Origin of the sequence: Clostridium sp., from assembly GCF_029267215.1 — a bacterium.
Taxonomy (GTDB): Bacteria; Bacillota; Clostridia; order Clostridiales; family Clostridiaceae; genus Sarcina.
The window spans coordinates 1-20548 of the sequence record NZ_JARIDH010000037.1 but is presented as its reverse complement, the minus strand read 5'-3'; the positions used below and the strand labels follow the sequence as shown (position 1 = coordinate 20548).

Annotated in this window: 21 protein-coding genes; all 21 read left to right on the top strand. The window is 27.0% G+C overall.

Features of this window, described 5'->3' with window-relative positions:
- The first annotated feature begins 311 nt into the window (after window positions 1–311).
- The 21 genes from Q1K13_RS06075 to Q1K13_RS05975 all read left to right on the top strand — a co-directional run bounded on the left by Q1K13_RS06075 (window position 312) and on the right by Q1K13_RS05975 (window position 20363).
- On the top strand, window positions 312–881 hold the full coding sequence (locus Q1K13_RS06075) for an HMA2 domain-containing protein (protein ID WP_300348517.1): 570 nt from the start codon (window positions 312–314) through the stop codon (window positions 879–881).
- A 12-nt stretch (window positions 882–893) separates the two neighbouring features.
- A complete protein-coding gene (locus Q1K13_RS06070; RefSeq protein ID WP_300348515.1) occupies window positions 894–1268 on the top strand; it encodes an HMA2 domain-containing protein in 375 nt (124 codons plus the stop codon).
- A gap of 23 nt (window positions 1269–1291) precedes the next feature.
- Complete coding sequence (locus Q1K13_RS06065) at window positions 1292–3502, top strand: heavy metal translocating P-type ATPase (RefSeq protein WP_300348513.1); 2211 nt, start codon at window positions 1292–1294, stop codon at window positions 3500–3502.
- Between the two features lie 2 nt (window positions 3503–3504).
- Window positions 3505–4365 (top strand): hypothetical protein, encoded by an 861-nt coding sequence (locus tag Q1K13_RS06060; RefSeq protein WP_300348510.1) that lies wholly within the window; start codon window positions 3505–3507, stop codon window positions 4363–4365.
- Between the two features lie 45 nt (window positions 4366–4410).
- A complete protein-coding gene (locus Q1K13_RS06055) occupies window positions 4411–4689 on the top strand; it encodes a hypothetical protein (RefSeq protein ID WP_300348509.1) in 279 nt (92 codons plus the stop codon).
- A 354-nt stretch (window positions 4690–5043) separates the two neighbouring features.
- On the top strand, window positions 5044–5433 hold the full coding sequence (locus Q1K13_RS06050; RefSeq protein WP_300348507.1) for a zinc ribbon domain-containing protein: 390 nt from the start codon (window positions 5044–5046) through the stop codon (window positions 5431–5433).
- Window positions 5434–5628: 195 nt separating this feature from the next.
- On the top strand, window positions 5629–6447 hold the full coding sequence (locus tag Q1K13_RS06045; RefSeq protein WP_300348506.1) for a purine-nucleoside phosphorylase: 819 nt from the start codon (window positions 5629–5631) through the stop codon (window positions 6445–6447).
- Between the two features lie 61 nt (window positions 6448–6508).
- A complete protein-coding gene (gene pnuC, locus Q1K13_RS06040; protein ID WP_300348504.1) occupies window positions 6509–7186 on the top strand; it encodes a nicotinamide riboside transporter PnuC in 678 nt (225 codons plus the stop codon).
- Between the two features lie 33 nt (window positions 7187–7219).
- A complete protein-coding gene (locus Q1K13_RS06035; RefSeq protein ID WP_300348502.1) occupies window positions 7220–7861 on the top strand; it encodes a Crp/Fnr family transcriptional regulator in 642 nt (213 codons plus the stop codon).
- Between the two features lie 206 nt (window positions 7862–8067).
- A complete protein-coding gene (kduI, locus tag Q1K13_RS06030; protein ID WP_300348500.1) occupies window positions 8068–8898 on the top strand; it encodes a 5-dehydro-4-deoxy-D-glucuronate isomerase in 831 nt (276 codons plus the stop codon).
- A 16-nt stretch (window positions 8899–8914) separates the two neighbouring features.
- The gene (kduD, locus tag Q1K13_RS06025; RefSeq protein WP_300348497.1) at window positions 8915–9691 is read left to right on the top strand and encodes a 2-dehydro-3-deoxy-D-gluconate 5-dehydrogenase KduD; all 777 of its coding nucleotides are present in this window, start codon (window positions 8915–8917) and stop codon (window positions 9689–9691) included.
- A 355-nt stretch (window positions 9692–10046) separates the two neighbouring features.
- The gene (locus Q1K13_RS06020; protein ID WP_300348495.1) at window positions 10047–11237 is read left to right on the top strand and encodes a glycoside hydrolase family 88 protein; all 1191 of its coding nucleotides are present in this window, start codon (window positions 10047–10049) and stop codon (window positions 11235–11237) included.
- Window positions 11238–11254: 17 nt separating this feature from the next.
- Entirely contained in the window at window positions 11255–11743 is a 489-nt protein-coding gene (locus Q1K13_RS06015; RefSeq protein ID WP_300348493.1) for a PTS sugar transporter subunit IIB, read from the top strand.
- A 43-nt stretch (window positions 11744–11786) separates the two neighbouring features.
- Window positions 11787–12581 carry a PTS mannose/fructose/sorbose/N-acetylgalactosamine transporter subunit IIC gene (locus Q1K13_RS06010; protein WP_300348491.1) on the top strand — a complete coding sequence of 265 codons (795 nt, stop codon included), beginning with the start codon at window positions 11787–11789 and terminating at the stop codon, window positions 12579–12581.
- Window positions 12571–13383, top strand: a complete 813-nt coding sequence (locus tag Q1K13_RS06005; RefSeq protein WP_366522618.1) for a PTS system mannose/fructose/sorbose family transporter subunit IID — start codon at window positions 12571–12573, stop codon at window positions 13381–13383. The genes Q1K13_RS06010 and Q1K13_RS06005 overlap by 11 nt, the downstream gene beginning before the upstream one ends.
- Window positions 13384–13746: 363 nt before the next feature.
- Window positions 13747–14160, top strand: a complete 414-nt coding sequence (locus Q1K13_RS06000; protein ID WP_300348489.1) for a PTS sugar transporter subunit IIA — start codon at window positions 13747–13749, stop codon at window positions 14158–14160.
- Window positions 14161–14162: 2 nt separating this feature from the next.
- Window positions 14163–14441, top strand: coding sequence for a preprotein translocase subunit YajC (gene yajC, locus Q1K13_RS05995; RefSeq protein WP_300348486.1), 279 nt, complete (start codon window positions 14163–14165; stop codon window positions 14439–14441).
- A gap of 453 nt (window positions 14442–14894) precedes the next feature.
- Entirely contained in the window at window positions 14895–16913 is a 2019-nt protein-coding gene (locus Q1K13_RS05990) for a heparinase II/III family protein (protein ID WP_300348483.1), read from the top strand.
- Window positions 16914–16940: 27 nt separating this feature from the next.
- Window positions 16941–17402 (top strand): LacI family DNA-binding transcriptional regulator, encoded by a 462-nt coding sequence (locus tag Q1K13_RS05985; RefSeq protein ID WP_300348480.1) that lies wholly within the window; start codon window positions 16941–16943, stop codon window positions 17400–17402.
- A gap of 161 nt (window positions 17403–17563) precedes the next feature.
- The gene (gene htpG, locus Q1K13_RS05980; protein ID WP_300348479.1) at window positions 17564–19435 is read left to right on the top strand and encodes a molecular chaperone HtpG; all 1872 of its coding nucleotides are present in this window, start codon (window positions 17564–17566) and stop codon (window positions 19433–19435) included.
- A 370-nt stretch (window positions 19436–19805) separates the two neighbouring features.
- Window positions 19806–20363, top strand: a complete 558-nt coding sequence (locus Q1K13_RS05975; protein WP_300348478.1) for a hypothetical protein — start codon at window positions 19806–19808, stop codon at window positions 20361–20363.
- Window positions 20364–20548 lie beyond the last annotated feature (185 nt).

The following is a 20548-nucleotide window of genomic DNA, read 5'->3' as shown; positions in this document are numbered from 1 at the left end:
AATTTATTAGAAGAGTTTATATAGAAAATATTTCATATAAACTCTTTTTATAATTTCTAATTTTTTTAATAATATGAAAAATTGACATAAATAGGTATTGAAATTATAATATATCTTATAGAAAATTTTAGGATAGTAATTAAATTTATTTACTTTTGCATCATAATATTAGTAATTTAGATATAGTTTAAAGTTTTTATTATAGCAATAATGTGCTTAAAATTTTATCAAGTAAATATTGACATAAATTTATAATGCCATAATAATAAAGTTAATAAAATAAATATTCGAGTAAAAACTTAGGAGGTAAAATGAATAATAGGTACGTAAGATTTTTATTACTTACTTTAACTGGAAAGTTAGTCAGCGAATTAGTAGGTAAAGAAAAGAAGCACAATAAAAACTCATTAAATTTACCTAGTTTTATTGGGGTTATAGAAGTTAAACATAGCATAAGAGGAAGAGTTAGATTGTATGTACCACTACTTAAAAAAGATGAAGCAAGTAGAAGAATTATACTAGAACAATTAAGCAGAGTGGAAACTATAAATCACATTGAAATAAACAATATTACAGGTAGTTTAACAATAAAATATAATCCGGAAAAAATAGATCCAGCCTTATTAATTGGAGTAGTAGCTAAGTTACTTCAATTAGAAGGGGAACTTGTAAAGAAAAAAGAATCTCTTGTGACTAGAGAGATGGGAAATATGAAAGAGGCAGTAAATTTAGCTATTTATAATAAAACTAGAGGTATTATAGATATAAAAGCCATATATATTATTATAGTATTATTCTTTGGCATAAGAGGAATAAGAAAAGTGCCTAAGATGTTGCCTAATGGATATACCATGGTAAAATGGGCATATTCTGGCTTATAGGAGGAATTAATAATGTTTAAGAAAATGGTAATATCTCAATTAGCTAAAATAAAGGTATCTCATAGCATACCAGGAAGAATAAGATTTAAAATGAATTCTTTAAAAATGATACCTGAAGAATATAAAGTTTATGAAAAATTTCTTCATCAAGCTCTACAAAAGTTAGATGGAATTAAGAAAGTTGAAGTTAATACTTTAACAGGAAGTATATTAGTTGTATACGATATAGATAAGGTTTATGAAAAAAAGATTTTAAAATGGGTAGATAAGGTTAAAGCTATAGGAATAAAAAACTATGATTTAATCGAAAAGTATGGTGAGACAAATTTAGATTATGTTGTTAAGACTGTAGAACAACAATTAGACGAAGCTTTAAAAGAAATTTAATTTAAAGAGGAGTAGTGAATAATATGAGAAAAAAAGATTTGCTACTGAAAAGTATTGTAAAACACAGTATTTCAGGAAGAATTAGACTTAAATGTCAGGGGTTAAAGCATTTAGGTGATTACAAAAAGGAAATAGAAGATAAAATTTCTAGTAGCTCAATTGTAAATTCTTTAGAAATTAACACTATAACAGGTTCTATTTTAATAAACTATGATAAAAATATAAGTGAAGATAAAATAATACAAAGAGTAGATAATATTTTAAAGGAATATTCCTTAAAAGTTTTTACTAAGCTAAGAGAAAAAGAAAAGATAGATGTAAATAGTGTTGAAAAAAATGAAGAAACTTCCATTGATATACTAAAGAGATTAGCTATAAATGTTGGTGTTTTAGGATATTCAGTAGTAAAAGAAAAATTGAATTTAAGAGATTTATATAGTGTAGATAGATTTGGAGCTTTAGGAAAGTTTTTGACTATACCAGCCTTAGCTAGTATATATTTAAATAAAGGGTTGCTAGATAATGGAATTAGAGGGGCGTTAAAAAGTAAAAAACCTAATGCAGATACTTTAACACTAACTTCTATAGGGGCAAGTTTAATTCTAGGAAATGATAAGTCGGCTCTTATGATTACTTTATTATCAGATGTAGCAGAACTTATGACAATATATACTATGGAAAGAACTAGAGATTCAATAAAAAACATGCTTTCTGTAGCAGAGGAAGATGTTTGGAGAGTTGATGAAGATGGAAGTCTAAAAAAAGTTCCAATAGATAATATAGTTAAAGATGATAAGGTTGTTATTTATACAGGAGAAAAAATCTGTGTAGATGGAGAAGTGATTGAAGGAGAGGCAGTTGTAGATCAAGCTTCTGTAACAGGGGAATTTGTACCAGTTATTAAAAAAGTTGGAGATAGTGTTTTTGCTGGGACGGTCATTAAGAGTGGAAGCATAACAGTAAGAACTGAAAAGGCAGGAGATGATACTGTTGTATCTAGAATAATTCATTTAGTTGAAGATGCAGCATCTAAAAAGGCACCTATTCAGGATTATGCAGATAAGTTTTCAAGTTATTTGGTTCCATTTAACTTTTTATTCGCAGGTATAACATATATGTTTACTAAAAGTCCAAGCAGGGCATTAAATATGATGATTATTGATTATTCATGTGGAATTAAGTTATCAACGGCTACAGCCTTTTCAGCTTCCATAAATAATGCTGTTAGAAACGGAGTTTTAATAAAAGGTGGGAATTATTTAGAGGCTTTATCAAATTCAGATACATTAATTCTAGATAAAACAGGAACTTTAACAGAAGGAAAGCCAGCTATAACAAGTATAAAATTACTAAGTGAAAATTTCTCAGAGGAGGATGTGTTAAAAATAGCAGGGGCAGCAGAGGAGACATCCTCTCATCCAATGTCAGTTGCTATAATGAATAAGATTGTTGAAAATGGAATAGAGGTTCCAAAACATGGACCTGTTATTACTCACATTGCAAGAGGAATGGAAACTGATTTAGATGGCAAAAAAGTTTTTGTTGGAAGCAAGGTATTTTTAGAAGAAAATAAAGTTGATATTAGTAAGCTTGAATCAAATGAAAAAGAATTAAATGAAAGTAGTTCAAACCTTATATATGTAGCATATGATAGTGAATTAATTGCAATAATAGCAATCAAGGATAAGATGAGAGAAAATATGAGAAAGGCCATAAATAACTTAAGATATCAAGGTGTAGATAATATTTTACTTTTAACTGGAGATTTAGAAGAACAAGCTAAGGAAGTTGCAATGCTTATGGGGGTTGATGGGTATAAATCTGAGCTTTTACCTTCAGATAAAGCAGAAGAAGTTTTAAAATATCAAGCATCTGGTTCAAGAGTAATGATGGTTGGAGATGGAATAAATGATGCGCCAGCCCTTGCTTATTCTGATGTAGGAATAGCTTTAGGTGGAGGAAGTACTGATGTTGCCATGGAAGCGGCTGATATAACTATTCAAGGTGATAATCCAATGATGTTACCGACAATAATAGATTTATCAAAGAAAACTATGAATGTTGTTAAACAAAACTTTGGACTAGTTATAGGAATAAATAGTGCTGGGCTTATACTAAGCGCAGCTGGAGTGTTACCAGTATTTTTTGGAGCCGTTTTACATAACTCAAGTACTATTTTAGTAGTTGCAAACTCTTTAAGACTTATGTTCTTCAACATGGAAAGAGGTGCTTAAAAATGAATAATCCTACTATTGTTGTTGCTCATAAAATTAAAAATAGAATAAGATTTAAACTTTCACATCCTATTAGAAATAGTTTATATGTCATGGATGAGCTTACTAAAAAAGATGGAATAGAATTAGCTAAATATACAGATATAACAAAATCAATACTTATAGAATATAATTCTTATAAAATTTCAGAACATGAAGTAATAATGAGAGTTATAGTAATGTATTCAAAAAATTATGATTTAATACCAATTAGACTTATTTATAACTCAAAGAAAAAAAATATGCCACCTATGGCATACTATTCTTTGCTTACTCTTATAATTGGTGGAGTTAGTAGATATATACCTATGAATTCTAATATTTCAGAAATTATTAACTGGGCAGTAGTAGGTACTACTATAGGAGCCATTGGAGAGCATGCTTATAAAGAAATAAATGAAAAGGGATATTTTGATCCTGAGGTTGTTTCTGTAATGTATTTAGTTAATTCAATAGGAAAAGGAAAATTCTTAATGCCATCAGCCATAACTTGGGGGGCTACTTTCGGAAGACATATATTAGAAATGTCTTATGGAAGAATTCTTATATCAGTTAAGGAATTTAAGAATAAATGTTCAAATGAAACGTACTATGATATATCAGTTATGCCAGATACTGAATCTTCTAAGAAAGCAAATATGATTAGAGTATTTTTAGAGAAGTTTATTGAGACAGAAGGTAATAATATAGGAAAGTCATTTATGATTTCTGGAAAAGGTATGTCAAAAAATGAAGAAAGTCTATTTGCTGGATTTGAAAATGGACCAGCTTTCATGGGAATGGATGATAAGAGCAGACAAATATATAAAGGTGCTATAAATTAAATTTATAATAAATTATAGAATTATATAATTAAGGAGGAATTTAATATGATACAAGGGATAAACAAAGATCATATAACAGGAGCATTAGTAGGTGTTGGTATATGTGCTGCAGGATACTATGTGTATAAGAAAAATCAAGCTAAGGTTGATGATTTCTTAAGAAAACAAGGGATAAATCTTTCAAATGATTTAGGCAAAGATTATTCTTCAATGTCATTAGAAGAATTAATGGAAAGTAAAGAAATATTAGAAGATTTAATTGCTGAAAGAGAATTAGCAATAACAAGCTCAGCTAAAGAGGAAGAAGAATCAATAGCTGAATAAAATTATTAAATCTTTTAAAAGTGCTTTTAAGTTATTTTATATATTTAATTTATTAGTAGAAAAGGAAGAAAGACCTAAAGTTTAGGGCTTTCTTCTTTTTTGTATTAAATTAAAATATTTAGGTTTTATTGATAATTAAAGAATTATATAAACTAATTTTTATATTAAACTTGATTTATAAATTTAAAAATATTGATTTTATAATGCTAGTTAAGATTAACTGAGTTGGATTTTTTATTTCTTGAAGGGAGAAAATATTTTTTGTAAACTTAAATGTATTAATAAGTCATTTAAGAGAGAAATAATAATTTGTTTAAATCAATATGGTATTAATTATTAATAGGAGAGTGGGATATGTTTTTTATAGGTATTTTTGGAATTGAAAATAAACAAAAGGAAATAAAAAAATTAGAAAACATAGAATGTAGTAATTGTGAAGTGAAAACAAGAGGTGCTTTAATAAAAAGTTATGAATATTTTCATATATTCTTTATACCTATTTTTAAATGGAATGAAAAATATTTTGTAATGTGCAAAAGGTGCAATTCTGTTTATGAAGTTTCTAAAGAAAAGGGTAAATTACTAGAAAAAGGAGAAAATATAGATGTAAGGGCAGAGGATATGGTACTTCTTAAAAAAGGAAAATCCTACGGAAGAAAAGCCTTAAAAAAATATTGTCCAAATTGTGGTGAAGTTTTAGATGGGGAGTATAAATATTGTCCTTATTGTGGTGTTGAAATATAAGGTGTTCAATAGAAGCTTCTATTGAATTCACAAAGTATATAAGTTAATGAAATAGTATAAGTTAGGAGTATAGCAAAATTAAATTTTCTATACTCTTATTTTTACACTATAAAGTCTTGGACAAATGTCCTTGAAAACATTTACTTAATATTTAATAATAATATTACAACGAAGAAACAGAGAGGAGAATTTAAAATGAATTTATCAAAGGAAATTAAAGAAGCTTATGAATATATAAAATCTAGAAGTAAATATTCTCCTAAGATAGGCTTAGTTTTAGGAACTGGATTAGGAAATTTAGCAAATGAAATAGAAGAGGCTGAATATTATAAATATATGGATATACCTAATTTTCCTGTACCTACTATTGATGGACATGAGGGAACTTTAATAATTGGAAAATTACATGGTAAAGAAGTAGTTGCAATGAAGGGGAGATGTCATTATTATGAAGGACATTCAATGCAAAAGATAACAATTCCTATTAGAGTAATGAAACTTTTGGGAGTTGAAACTATTATAGTAACTAATTGCTCAGGACAAGCTAAAGAGTCTATTGAAGCAGGGGATTTAATTTTAATAAAAAATCATATAAACTTAGCTGGAGATAATCCTTTAAGAGGGGAGAATTTATCAGAGTTTGGAGATAGGTTTCCAGACTTAGCTTATCCATACGATAAGAATCTTAGGGAAGACATTAAAAATATTGCTAAGGGCTTAGAAATAAATTTAAAAGAGGGAGTTTATGCAATGTTCCCAGGACCAAGCTATGAAACAGCTGTGGAAACTTTAATGGCAGCATCATTAGGAGCAGATGTGGTAGGAATGTCTACAGTTCCAGAAGTTATAGTAGCTAATCATTGTGGAATGAAAGTAGTAGGATTTTCTGGTGTACCTTGTTTAGCTGCTGCTTATTCAGAGGCTGAAATAACTCATGAAGAGGTTATGAAGAATTTTGAGAGTATTGCAGAAAAATGCACAAGTATAGTAATGGAATTTTTAAAGAGATATTAGGTAAAAAAAGATTAGTTTTTTACTTTAAAAATAAAAAAATAGATTAAGGAGGAATTTAATTATGGAATTAATGAAAAAATTCACAGCATATACATGTAGTCCTATATTTGCTATAGTATCATGTCTTATATGTTTAATTGTAGGATTTTCAATAAACTCAAGTATTATAGAAATTTTTGCTTCAGTAATGGGTATAATAAATGTTTGGCTATTATCTAGAGAGAAGGTATCAAACTTTATTTTTGGAATAATCACAGTGCTAGCTTATTTATACATATATTACAACACAGGATTATATGCATTAGCTATATTAGCATGTTTCCAAGTAGGATTTAACATATTTGGTTGGTACTATTGGGTTAAAAACTCAGATCAAGAGGACAATGTTGTAACATCAGGATTGACTAAAAAAGGACAAGTTCTTTGGACTATTATTATATTAGTAGCTTGGGCAGCTTGGGGTTATGTAGAAATAAATATATTACATGCTCAAAATGCAATATTAGATAGTTTAACTGCAGTACTTGGCTTAGTAGCACAATATTGGTTAAGTAAAAAATTGTATGAAAACTGGATTCTATGGATATTAAGTAACATTTTGTTTATAATTATATATATATTAAATGGATACTATGTAATGTTAATTTTAGTTGCTATTCAATTAATCTTATCAATATCAGGTTTATTAGAATGGTACGCAAGCTATAAAGAGCAAGGAGAAAATAAATTAACACTATAATAGATAAAAGTATTTTTATGGGTGTGATTATAGATGAAAAGTTATGATTTAATAGAATTTATAGAAAATTGTCCAAAGGAAATTAAAAAAGAACTAAATAATAGAAATTTTAATTATGGAGAAAAGTTGTTAGTTCAAAATAAGGATTGTGATTTTGTATATATTTTATTAAAGGGAAAAATTAAGACATATCATTCTGATTTTACAGGAGCTATATACTTAGAAGATATAGACAGCGAAGCTACTATATTTGGAGAATTAGAAGCTTTGATTGATAAAGAAGTGGTTACTACAGTAGAAGCTTTATCACAATGTGAGACTTTAGAGATAAGTAAAGAAGCTTTTGTTAAATGGATGAAATTAGATAATAAATTTTCATTATTTATAAGTAAGCTTATAGCAGAGAGAAATTATGAATGTTGTAAAAGAGAAAGAGTTAACGCATTTTATAATTTAAGATATAGGGTTATGTACATAATATTAAACACACTAAATAAAAATAATTTAGGAATTACTAAGGATTTATTAGTTGAAGGGGTAGGCTCTAATATAAGAAGTATAAATAGAATAATAAATCAGTTAGTAGATGAAGGAATTCTTGATTATAATTCAGGTAAAATAAAAGTTAAATCAATAGAAAAACTTAAGGAAGAGGTTAATTATTATAAACCTTAAAGTTGTGTTGACAAGGTACTTAAAATCTTAAAGTTAAGATTTTAAGTACTTTTTTTATATAAAAAAGCATAAATTTGCAATATGTTCCAAAACAATATTTATATATGAGCTATATATTGACAATGGATTTATTTGGAAATATAATGAAAATAAGAAATAATAAACCAATTTATATAAAATTTTCTTGAAATAAATAGGGGGTAATTATGGAATTTAGATATGCAAATAATCCAAAGGATTCAAAAAGATATGATACTAAGGAATTAAGAGAAAATTACTTAGCTGGAGATATATTTAGGGATGATAAGATAGAACTTATATATAGTCATGTAGATAGAATAATTTTTGGTGGAATAAAACCGGTTTATCAAGAACTTAAATTAGAAGCTGGAAAAGAAATGGGTGTTGAATATTTCTTAGAAAGAAGAGAACTTGGAGTAATTAATATAGGGGGAAAAGCTATAGTAACTATTGATGGAGTTGAATATGAGTTAAAAGAGAAAGATGGTTTATATGTTGGAAAAGAAAATAAAGAAGTAAGCTTTAAATCAGTAAATCCAGAAGAACCAGCAAAGTTATATATTAATTCAGTGCCAGCTCATAAAAAGTATGAAAACGTAAAAATTGAAATAAAAAAAGCTAACCCAGTTAGATTAGGAGATAATAAAACATTAAATAAGAGAACAATATACCAATATGTCCATCCAAATGTATGTGAAAGTTGTCAATTATTAATGGGGTTAACAATGTTAGAACCAGGAAATGCTTGGAACACAATGCCTTGTCATACTCATGAGAGGAGAATGGAGGTTTACTTCTACTTTGATATGGAAGAAGATACAAGAGTATTCCACTTAATGGGAGAACCAGATGAAACAAGACATTTAGTTGTTAAGAATGAAGATTGTGTAATATCACCAAGTTGGTCAATTCACTCAGGAGTAGGAACAAGCAACTATACATTCATATGGGGAATGTGTGGAGAAAATAAAACTTTTGATGATATGGATCATATTTCAATGGATACTTTAAGATAAGGGGGAATAATAGGGTATGAGCAAAGAAAAATTTTCATTAAATTTTTTCAATTTAGAAGGTAAGGTGGCAATTGTAACTGGAGGAAATACTGGTTTAGGTATGTCTTATGTAGAGGCACTTGCTATAGCAGGAGCAGACATATTAGTTACAACTTTTGATGATAATGTTTCAGAAGTTAAAGAAATAGTAGAATCATTAGGTAAAAAAATAGTTTTTGTTAAAGGTGATTTAACAAAAAAAGAAACTAGAGAAAGAGTAATATCTACTTGTTTAGATGAATTTGGAAAAATTGATATATTAGTAAACAATGCGGGAACAATAAGAAGAGCGCCTTTATTAGAGTATAAAGAAGAAGATTGGCAAGCTGTAATAGATATAAATTTAAATGCAGTTTATTATTTATCACAAGAAGTTGCTAGAATTATGGTTAAACAAGGAGAAGGAAAAATTATAAATATTGCATCTATGCTTGCATTCCAAGGTGGAAAATTTGTACCTCCATATACAGCAAGTAAGCACGGTGTTGCAGGTATAACTAAGGCATTTGCTAATGAATTAGCAGAGAAAAATATTCAGATAAATGCTATTGCACCAGGATATATTAAAACTGCTAATACTGCACCAATTAGAGCTGATGAAAATAGAAATAAAGAAATACTTTCAAGAATACCTGCAGGTAGATGGGGAGAAGTTTCTGATTTAATGGGAACTGTTGTATTTTTAGCAAGTAAAGCCTCTGACTATTTAAATGGTCATATATTAGCTGTTGATGGTGGGTGGCTAGTAAGATAATAAATTTAAAATGGGCTGTATCAAAAGATAATAATAAAATTTATTTCATATTATTTTTAAAGTTTTATAAAAAGTTATCTTTATACATGCCCTTATTTCTAAAAAACAATATAAAAGATAAAAAATATTCATAAAATAAAGAAATAATTTTAATGAATTAAATTGAGAGCAGATATGAATATATAAGTTAGTAAATTAATATAATTTACCAAATAAAAAGTTTTCAAAAGATTTTAGAGAATGTACATTAAATTCAATGAAACCGATTTACTAAAAGCTGAATTTAGAAGTTTGAAAAGAAATTAACTTTGAATGTTTCTTATAATATAGTTTGTATTGGATGAAAGGGATATTTATGATTAAAGAAATAAAAATAGAGGATATTAAAAAAAGAGAAGAATTTTTAAATACTAAATTATTAACTAAAGCAGAAGTTGAGAATGCTATTCAATTAGTTATAAATCAAATTGATGCTAATATGGAATATTTAAATGAAAAGTTCCCATCATCAGCAACAAAAAATAATGAGTATGGAATAATTGAAAATATTGAGTGGACAGATGGTTTTTGGACAGGATTATTATGGCTTGCTTATGAATATACAGGAAAAGATAAATATAAAAATCTTGCAGAAAAGAATGTTTTATCTTTCAAAAATAGAGTAGATAAAAATATAGAATTAGATCATCATGATTTAGGATTTTTATATTCTCTTGCCACAGTAAGTGGATATAAATTAACAGGATCAGATGTTGCAAAGGAAGCTTCTATAAAGGCTGCAAATAAACTTATTTCAAGATATCAGGAAAAAGGTGAATTTATTCAGGCTTGGGGTGAGTTAGGAAATAAAGAGCATTATAGATTTATAATAGATTGTCTATTAAATATTCCACTGTTATATTGGGCTAGTAATGAAACAGGTCATAAGAAATATGAGGAGATAGCTAATAAACATTTTGTTACATCATGCAATAATGTTATAAGAGATGATGCATCTGCTTTCCATACTTTCTATATGGATCCTGAAACAGGTAATCCTATAAAAGGGGTTACAAGACAAGGATATAGTGATGATTCATCTTGGGCTAGAGGACAAGCTTGGGGAGTTTATGGAATTCCTTTAAATTATAAATATACAAAAAATCATAGTTGCTTCAATCTTTATGAAGGAATGACTAATTATTTCTTAAATAGATTACCTAAAGACAATGTGTGTTATTGGGATTTAATATTTAATGATGGAGATGATCAATCAAAAGATTCATCAGCAGCTGCCATTGCAGTGTGTGGAATGCATGAAATGAATAAATATTTACCAGAAGTTCATGAAAATAAAGAAGTTTATAAATATGCTATGCATAATATTTTAAAATCTTTAATTAACAATTATCTTAATAAAAATATAAAACCAGGAAAACCAATTTTGTTACATGGAGTTTATTCATGGCATTCAGGTAAGGGGGTAGATGAAGGTAATATATGGGGAGATTATTTCTTCTTAGAAGCTTTAATGAGATTTTATAAAGATTGGAACCTTTATTGGTAGTAAAAGGAGTGTTTAAAATGGGTGTAAATATTGAAATGATGAGAATTGATGAAAGATTAATTCATGGACAAGGGCAAATGTGGTTAAATTCATTAGGAGTTAATACTGTTATAGTTGCTAATGATGAGGCTAGTGAAGATAAAATACAACAAACATTAATGAAAACGGTTGTACCAAAATCAATAGCTATGAGATTCTTCTCAATAGAAAAAACTTGTGAGGTAATTCATAAGGCTTCACCACAACAAAAAATATTTTTAGTATGTAAAAATACAGAGGATGCATTAAAGCTTATTGCAGGAGGGGTACCAGTTAAGGAAATAAATATAGGAAATATCCACAATAAAGAAGGAAAAGAACAAATTACTCGTTCAATTTACTTAGGAAAAGAAGATAAGGATGCAATAAGAGAATTGTCAGAAAAATATGGAATTAAATTTAATACAAAAACAACACCAAGAGGTGATGATGGGGCAGTTCAAGTAGACATTACTAAATATTTATAATAAATAAAAGGTTTTGTGATTAAATATGTGGAGGTAAAATTATATGGACATTACATTAGTTCAATGTATATTAATCGGTTTGTGGACAGCTTTTTGTTTAGCTGGTATGTTACTTGGAATATATACAAATCGTTGTATTATACTATCTTTTGGAGTTGGAATAATTTTAGGGGATATTCCAACAGCTTTAGCTATGGGGGCTGTATCTGAAATAGCATTCATGGGATTTGGAGTTGGGGCAGGAGGTACAGTTCCACCAAATCCTATGGGACCAGGAATAGTAGGTACATTGATGGCCATAACTATGAAAAGTCAAGGAATGGATCCAGCAACAGCCCTTGCATTATCATTTCCATTTGCAGTAGCTTTCCAATTCTTAATTACAGCAACTTATACATTTGCAACAGGATTAAGTCAGTTTGCAAATAAAGGTATTGAAGAAGGAAATTATACTAAATTTAAAATAGGTGCAAATGCAACAATATGGGTATTTATTATAGTTGGATTTATTATAGGATTTGCAGCAGCATTTAGTACATCAGGATTACAATATGTTATAGGATTAATACCAAGTTGGTTAATAAATGGTTTATCAGTAGCAGGAAAAATGTTACCAGCAATTGGATTTGCAATGATATTATCAATTATGGCTAAAACAGAACTTATACCATTTATGTTATTAGGATATGTTTGTATAGGATATTTAAACTTACCAGTAATGGGAGTTGCTTTTGTTGGGGCAACATTTGCTTTAATGGAACATTTTAGAAGAAGTAATTCAAATAATAGCAATTCAAATGGTAATGATGAGGAGGTCGTGTTTGAAGGTGGAATCTAAAAGAGTATTAAGTAAAAGTGATTATATAAAAACAGCCTTAAGAGCATTTTTCTTACAAAATGGATTTAACTATGGAAATTATCAAGGTATAGGATATGCTAATGTAATGTATCCTGCTTTAAAAAAGATTTATAAAAATAATGAAGCTGGATTAAAGAATGCATTAAGTGAAAACGTTGAATTCTTTAACTCTAATCCACATTTTCTTCCTTTCATTACAAGTTTACATTTAGTAATGCTTGATTCAGGAAGATCATCAGAAGAAGCTAGAACTATAAAATATGCTTTAATGGGCCCTTTATCAGGAATAGGTGACTCACTTTCACAATTTTGTTTAGCACCATTATTCTCAACAATAGCAGCAAGTTTAGCACAAGATGGATTAATAGCTGGACCTATATTATTCTTTGTAGCTATGAATGCAATATTAACAACTATAAAATTATTAACTGGTATATATGGCTACAAATTGGGAACTAGCATAATAGATGTTTTAAGTGAAAAAATGGCAGAAATATCAGCAGTAGCTAGTATGATTGGTGTTACAGTTATCTCAGGATTAGCAGTTTCATTTACTAAAATGGAAATAGCTTATAAATATGTTGGTAAAATGCCAGATGGTGCTGAAAAGATAGTATCAATTCAAGAAATGTTAGATAAAATTGCGCCAGCAATGTTACCTGCATTATTTACAATATTTATATTCTATCTTATAAAGAAACGTAAATGGACAACTTATCAATTAGTTGGATTAACTATAGTTATAGGTATATTAGGATCTGTATTAAAAATTTTAGCTTAATGAATTAGTTTAATAAAATAAAAAAGGTTTATGAAACCTTAAAAATAAACTTACAAATAGTTTTGAGTGATGTTTAGATAAGTTCTAATAAATCTAAAATTGCTTAAAATCTATTTGTAAGTTTTATTAAAAATTTACTTTGTAAATTAAAAGATATGTTTTAAACTCTTGTTGATTTTAGATATAACTTTATGATTAGCCTATAAAATAAATTAGATATGTAAATTTAAATTTAGAAAATATTAATGGAATTTTGAAAGATATCTTATAAAATTAAGTAGGCCTAAAAATCTAGCTAAAATCAACATTTTCTTGAAACAGAACCAAATTTTAAAATATTAGTTACAGTTAGGAGTATTATTAATGAAGGTATTATTAGTAGGACATGGAGAGTATCCAACAGGTATTAAATCAGTAGTAAAGTTATTAACTGGAGTAGAAGAAAATATTGAGGCTATAAATTTAAATCAAGATTTAAGCCATGATGATTTTGCTATGAAGGTTAAAGACTATGTGGAAAATAATGATGATTTAATTATTTTTGCAGATATAACTGGGGGAGCACCTTTTCAAATCACATCAAGAGAGATATTATTAAATACTAAATCAGAAAATCAATATGTTGTTGGAGGCGTTTCAGTAGCTTGTATATTAGAAATTATAATGAATACATTAGTTTTAGAGAGTAATGAAAATATAAGAGAAGTTATTGAAGAAGCTATTAATAATTTACCAGAAATGGCTTCAGTTATATGTAGAAAGGATTTAATTGATTAGCAATGAATAATAAAACATTATGGATAATAATATTATTATTAGCACTATATCCTATTATAATGTCCTTTATTGCGCCAATAATAAATAAAAAGAAAATTAAAGAGCAGGAAAAAGTAAGAGATGAGTATTTATCTAATTTAAAACCTGGTGATAAGGTTATTATTATATCTGGCATATATGGGATAATAAAAAGTATAAAAGATAATGTAGTAAAATTAGAAATTTCAAAAGGTGTTATTATAGAAGTTGATAAAGATGGCATTATGGGTGCCGTAAAATAAATTGTAAAAATGAATAATAAGCAATATACATATATGTATATCTGATGATAAATATGAAATTAATTTTAAAAGATAGACTTTGTTTTAAACTAGTGTTGATTTTTGATAGAAACTTTCTAGAAAATTAAGTAGGTCTAAAATGCTAGCTAAAATCAACACTTTCTTAAAATAGAGTCAAAAGATGAAGGGGCTGTATCAAAATATAACAATAAAACCTACAAATATATTCCTAGAATTACTAGATTTCCTTAAGAATTTATAATCATTATTACTAAAATATCACTAAAGCTTAGAAATTTGCTACGCTTCGAAGAATCTAAGTTTTTAATATGATATTTTCTAAGTAACAATTTAAATTCTAAAGCTCATCTAGATATTCTTTTCATATTATTTGTAAGTTTTATAAAAGTTATTTTGATATATGCCCTTTGTTTTATATGAGGTGGTAAATTTATGAGTAATTATATTAGAGAGTTAACGGAATTAAAAAGTAATATTAAAAATTATATGAATGAATATGATTTAGAATTTGTTAAGTGTTATATAAATAATATTTGTAAAGAAAGTTTAAAAAAAAAGATAATAGGTGCCAATTTAATTCTTAATAATTCCTTTTTATTTGATGATGAGTGGGATATGGAACAGTGTAATATTCCTTATTTAAACAAAGATTTAGATTGGAGTTTTACTCCAAATGGTGATGAGGAATGGGTATTTATGCTTAATAGACATGAATATTTTGAGAAATTGTTAATTGCATATTATGTAAAAGAGGATGAAAAATATATAGATAAGCTAAAGGAGTTAATATTTAACTGGATAGAAAATAATGAAATTAAAATAAGTGGTGGGCAAACAATAAGAACCATAGATACAGGAATAAGATGTGGAAGTTGGTTAAAAGTTTTACTTCATTTAGTTAATGAGGATAAATTAAGTGATGATGAAATATTAAAGATAGTTTTAAGTATGAAAGAACAATTAGAGTATTTAAGAAAATTATATGTACCTAAGTATATATTAAGTAATTGGGGCGTTTTACAAACTACATCAATAGTCTATTGTTATTTATGGCTTAAAGATTTTATAAATGATGAAGAGCTTTTTAAATGGGGATTAAATGAACTTTATAAAGAAATTGAAATTCAGGTTTTAGAAGATGGCTCTCATTGGGAGCAATCTATTATGTATCATATAGAAGTTTTAAATTGTTCCATGACAACTAGATATTATGCTAATTATTTTAATTTTGATTTAGATAAGAAGTTTTTGAGAAAAATACATTTAATGGCTAAATATCTTGTGTATTGTGGAGATGCTAATTCACTGCAGGAATCTCAAGGAGATAGTGATAGAAGTGATATTAGAGATGTATTAGTAAAAGCCTCAATATTATTTAATGATCCAAAATTAAAGTTTAGAGCTCATAATGAGGTGGATTTATCTACTATATTTTTATTTGGTAAAAGTGGCTTTATAAAATATATAAATATTGAAAAAGTTGAGATTAAAACTTTAAATAAATCTTTTATTGATTCTGGAAATATATATATTAGAAGCGGATGGGATGAAAAAGCTAGTTTTACTTATTTACAAAATGGTACTTTAGGAAGTGGACATGGTCATTCAGATTTGTGTCATTTTTCAATTCATTATGGAGGAAAACCTTTTTTAGTAGACACAGGAAGATATACTTATGTTGAAAGTGATGTGCTTAGAGAATATTTAAAGTCTGCAAAGGCACATAATGTTTCTGTTATTGATGACTCTCCTTTTGCAATACCTAAAAATTCATGGCAATATGAGAAATATCCAGATGTTATGAAAAATTATTTTTGTGAAAAGGATAATGTTTCATATTCAGAAATATATTATTTAGCTACATTAGATGATGAAACTCCTTATGTTGTTATAAGAAAAGTATTAGTTATTTCTCCATGCATATGGATAGTGGTAAATGACATAAGATGTAAGGGAAAACATACTTGTAAAAATTATTATAACTTAGATAATCAGGTTAAGATTTATGAAGAAGAGGATTATTTTAAGTGTGTAAATTCTGAAAGTGAAATTAAAATTTATAATAACAATGTACAAGAAAAGATTATAAGTAATGGATTGATTTCAAAACATTATAACAGTATAAATAACAATAAAAAGATAGTAACTAAGACTGCCTTTGAAAATAATTTGGTAAATTATGATATGATTTTAGGACAAGGATTAAAAAATATAGAGATAAGAAATCCTAATATTTTACAATATAATTCAAAAGAAAAAATAGAAGAAAATATGGCAATAATTAAAGAATTTATTATAGATGAAAATGAAAGTTATACAGTTGTTATATTTAATAGAGAGACATTTAAAGGGGCGAAAATATATATGTATAATGACGTAGCTATATATGGAAAAGTAGTAGTAATACACAAATTTAATGGAAGAAGTGAAGTAATTCGTTTGAAGTCATAATATAGATAAAGTATGAGGAGTATAAGTGTGGGAAAGGAACTTAAGGAAGTTGAAAATTTAACAATAAATGATATTGCAAGAAAAGCTAAAACTTCAAAAACAACAGTATCATTTTATCTAAATAATAAGTTTGATAAAATGTCACCAGAAACTAAAAGAAGAATAGAACAAGTTATTGAAGAAATTAATTATAGTCCAAATATAATGGCAAGTAATTTAAAGCTTAAAAAATCAAATCTAATAGGGGTAGTTGTTGGTGATATAACAAATCCATTTAGTAATAATATAGTAAATGGTATTTATGAAATAACTAGAATTAAGGGGTATCAAATTTTAGTTGGAAGTACAAATTTAGATTATTATACTGAGGAAGAGTATTTCGAGAAGATGTTAGATATGGGTGTTAATGGATTCATAGTTCAGCCTACTAAAAACTTTGATAAATTGTATAAATCTATTGTTGAGAAAGGAAAGAAAAAATGCTTATAGAAATGATTGAAGAGGAATCAGATTATTAATAATTTTAGTTTGAAAAATAAATAATATTGACATTAATTTGAAAAAGTGATATATATAAATTATGTAGTTAGCACTCGTTGTTGGTGAGTGCTAATAAGATGAGATTTTTGTTTTGAAGGGAGCAATTTAATATGCAAAAAAGAGAATTTAAAGCAGAGTCAAAAAGACTATTAGACATAGTTATAAACTCAATTTACACAAACAGAGAGATATTTTTAAGAGAATTAATTTCAAATGCAAGTGATGCAATAGATAAGGTTTATTATAAAACTTTAAGTGATAGTTCACTAACATTCAACAAGGATGATTATTATATAAAATTAGTACCAAATAAAGAGGAAAGAACTTTAAGAATTTCTGATAAAGGTATTGGTATGACAGAGGAAGAGCTAAATGAAAACTTAGGTGTTATAGCTAAGAGTGGTTCTTTAAAATTCAAGGAAGAAAATGAAATTAAAGATGGATATGATATTATAGGACAATTTGGGGTAGGATTTTATTCAGGTTTCTTAGTTGCAGACAAAATAACTGTAGTAACAAAGGCTTTTGGATCAGATAAGGCTTATAAATGGGAATCCGATGGAGTAGATGGATATACAGTTTCTGAGGGCGAAAAAGAAGAATTTGGAACAGATATAATCTTACATTTAAAAGAAAATAATGAAGATGAAAATTATGATGAATTCTTAGAAGAATATAAATTAAGAAGTTTAATTAAGAGATATTCAGATTTTATAAGATACCCAATTAAACTTGACATTACTAAATCAAGAGTAAAAGATGGAACAGAAAATGAACATGAGGAATATATTGAAGAGGAAACAATAAACAGCATGGTTCCTTTGTGGAGAAGAAATAAAAATGAGCTTACTGATGATGATTACAACAATTTCTACAATGAAAAGAGATTTGGATTTGACAAGCCTTTAAGACACATGCATATAAGTGTTGATGGGATGATAAGTTATAATTCAATTTTATATATTCCTGAGAATATTCCTTATGATTATTACACAAAAGAATATGAAAAAGGCTTAGAGCTATATTCTAACGGAGTATTAATCATGGATAAGTGTTCAGAACTTCTACCTGATTACTTTGGTTTTGTAAAAGGTATAGTAGATTCTCAAGATTTATCTCTTAATATTTCAAGAGAAATGCTTCAACATGATAGACAATTAAGCCGTATTGCTAAAAATATAAAAACTAAGATAAAAAACGAACTAGAATCAATGCTTAAAAATGATAGAGAAAGCTATGAAAAATTCTATAAATCCTTTGGAAGACAATTAAAATATGGAGTTTATGATGATTTTGGAATGAATAAGGATGAGTTAAAGGATTTATTAATGTTCTACTCATCAAAAGAAAAGAAAATGGTAACTTTAGCTGAGTACGTAGAAAGAATGGCTGAAGATCAAAAATATATCTATTATGCAGTGGGAGAATCTAATGAAAGAATAGAAAAAATGCCACAAACTGAAATGGTAATGGATAAAGGATATGAAATTCTTTATTTCACAGATGATGTAGATGAATTTGCAATAAAAATGCTAATGAACTACAAAGAAAAAGAATTTAAATCAGTATCAAGTGGTGATTTAGGAATAGAATCAGAAGAAGAAGTTAAAAAGGAAAATGAAGAAAATAAAGGTATATTTGAAGGAATGAAGGAAGCTTTAGGTGGAAAAATAAAAGAAGTTAAAGCTTCAAGTAGACTTAAAAATTATCCAGTATGCTTATCTTCAGAGGGAGAAATTTCAATTGAAATGGAAAAAATACTAAGTGCTATGCCAAATAATCAAGAAGTAAAGGCACAAAAAGTTTTAGAGGTTAATACAAATCATGAAGTATTTAACTCATTAAAAGAAGCTTTTGAAAGTGATAAAGATAAGTTTAACTTATACGCAAACTTACTTTATAACCAAGCATTACTTGTTGAAGGCTTAAGCATAGAAGACCCTGTAGAATTCACAAATAATATTTGCAAATTAATGAAGTAGTTTAATTGTTTGGCTTTGTTTAAAACAGTATTGATTTTAGCTAACACTTAAGACCTACTTAATTTCTTAGAGAATTTCTATTGAATATTCCAGAATAATAGCTAAAACTAAGGACTTTCGCTGGTCAAACAGCTTCGTTTCTTAAGGCTATTGTTCTTTCATATTCAATGAAACTCTAACTACTCATTAAGATGGGATTACAGTTCTATATAAAATCAACACTTACTTAAAGCCAAGTATTTAAGGCCATATCAAAAGTTATTTGATATGGCCTTTTGTTTTTATAAAAATAGATATTTAGGTGGCTTTGAAAGTGATATAAGTTTTAATGTATAATTATTTTAATAGAATGAACAGAGGAGAAGAAGTTATGAAGACAGCTGGAGATTATTTTTTCTTAAGTTTAAATTTAATAATTACCATAGTTTTTTTAGGAATTTATATTAGATATTTGCTTAAGTATTTAGAGTTTAAAAAGTTATGTAGAAATAAAGATGTAGTTATAGCAAATAAGGATAAGGTGAATTTAAAGATTATTTTTAATAGCTTTTTAGTTGTTATATATTTATCCTTTTTAGTTATATTAATAATTAATAAAGGATTTATTATTGCAATTTCTACTAAGGATGAAGGAATGTTTTCAGGATTATTATTGATTATGGCAGCTTTTAATTATTTAAATAGTAATTCAGAGTGGATACTTGCAGAAAATCACATCTACATGTTAGAAAGAAAAGAAACATATAAGTATAAAAACATTTCAAAGGTAAAAATAGTTGAAAATAAGAGAAATAAAAATTTATATTTATTTAAAATTTTCTTTAAAGACTCAAAAATAAAATCTTTTGTAGCTTCAACTAATAAAAGTAAGGCAGAAGAGGTTAAAGAGTTTTTTGTTAAAAAAGGTATAAAGTTAGAAGAAAATTAAATTAATTAATGTAAATATTAAAAATATAAATTTAGAGAATTATCAATAGAAAAATTTGCAATTAAATATAGATTTTTGAAACGTTTAATAATAAATAAAACATAAACTTATTTTTTTAATAAATTGATATCTTAAGTTTAAGAAAATGTTTTCATAAATGATATAATATTAAATATAAAGTAAAT

Excerpts from the sequence above, each read along its gene's own strand:
- Q1K13_RS06075 (WP_300348517.1), top strand. The coding sequence starts at position 312 with ATGAATAATAGGTACGTAAGATTTTTATTACTTACTTTAACTGGAAAG.
- Q1K13_RS06070 (WP_300348515.1), top strand. The coding sequence starts at position 894 with ATGTTTAAGAAAATGGTAATATCTCAATTAGCTAAAATAAAGGTATCT.
- Q1K13_RS06065 (WP_300348513.1), top strand. The coding sequence starts at position 1,292 with ATGAGAAAAAAAGATTTGCTACTGAAAAGTATTGTAAAACACAGTATT.
- Q1K13_RS06060 (WP_300348510.1), top strand. The coding sequence starts at position 3,505 with ATGAATAATCCTACTATTGTTGTTGCTCATAAAATTAAAAATAGAATA.
- Q1K13_RS06055 (WP_300348509.1), top strand. The coding sequence starts at position 4,411 with ATGATACAAGGGATAAACAAAGATCATATAACAGGAGCATTAGTAGGT.
- Q1K13_RS06050 (WP_300348507.1), top strand. The coding sequence starts at position 5,044 with ATGTTTTTTATAGGTATTTTTGGAATTGAAAATAAACAAAAGGAAATA.
- Q1K13_RS06045 (WP_300348506.1), top strand. The coding sequence starts at position 5,629 with ATGAATTTATCAAAGGAAATTAAAGAAGCTTATGAATATATAAAATCT.
- pnuC (WP_300348504.1), top strand. The coding sequence starts at position 6,509 with ATGGAATTAATGAAAAAATTCACAGCATATACATGTAGTCCTATATTT.
- Q1K13_RS06035 (WP_300348502.1), top strand. The coding sequence starts at position 7,220 with ATGAAAAGTTATGATTTAATAGAATTTATAGAAAATTGTCCAAAGGAA.
- kduI (WP_300348500.1), top strand. The coding sequence starts at position 8,068 with ATGGAATTTAGATATGCAAATAATCCAAAGGATTCAAAAAGATATGAT.
- kduD (WP_300348497.1), top strand. The coding sequence starts at position 8,915 with ATGAGCAAAGAAAAATTTTCATTAAATTTTTTCAATTTAGAAGGTAAG.
- Q1K13_RS06020 (WP_300348495.1), top strand. The coding sequence starts at position 10,047 with ATGATTAAAGAAATAAAAATAGAGGATATTAAAAAAAGAGAAGAATTT.
- Q1K13_RS06015 (WP_300348493.1), top strand. The coding sequence starts at position 11,255 with ATGGGTGTAAATATTGAAATGATGAGAATTGATGAAAGATTAATTCAT.
- Q1K13_RS06010 (WP_300348491.1), top strand. The coding sequence starts at position 11,787 with ATGGACATTACATTAGTTCAATGTATATTAATCGGTTTGTGGACAGCT.
- Q1K13_RS06000 (WP_300348489.1), top strand. The coding sequence starts at position 13,747 with ATGAAGGTATTATTAGTAGGACATGGAGAGTATCCAACAGGTATTAAA.
- yajC (WP_300348486.1), top strand. The coding sequence starts at position 14,163 with ATGAATAATAAAACATTATGGATAATAATATTATTATTAGCACTATAT.
- Q1K13_RS05990 (WP_300348483.1), top strand. The coding sequence starts at position 14,895 with ATGAGTAATTATATTAGAGAGTTAACGGAATTAAAAAGTAATATTAAA.
- htpG (WP_300348479.1), top strand. The coding sequence starts at position 17,564 with ATGCAAAAAAGAGAATTTAAAGCAGAGTCAAAAAGACTATTAGACATA.
- Q1K13_RS05975 (WP_300348478.1), top strand. The coding sequence starts at position 19,806 with ATGAAGACAGCTGGAGATTATTTTTTCTTAAGTTTAAATTTAATAATT.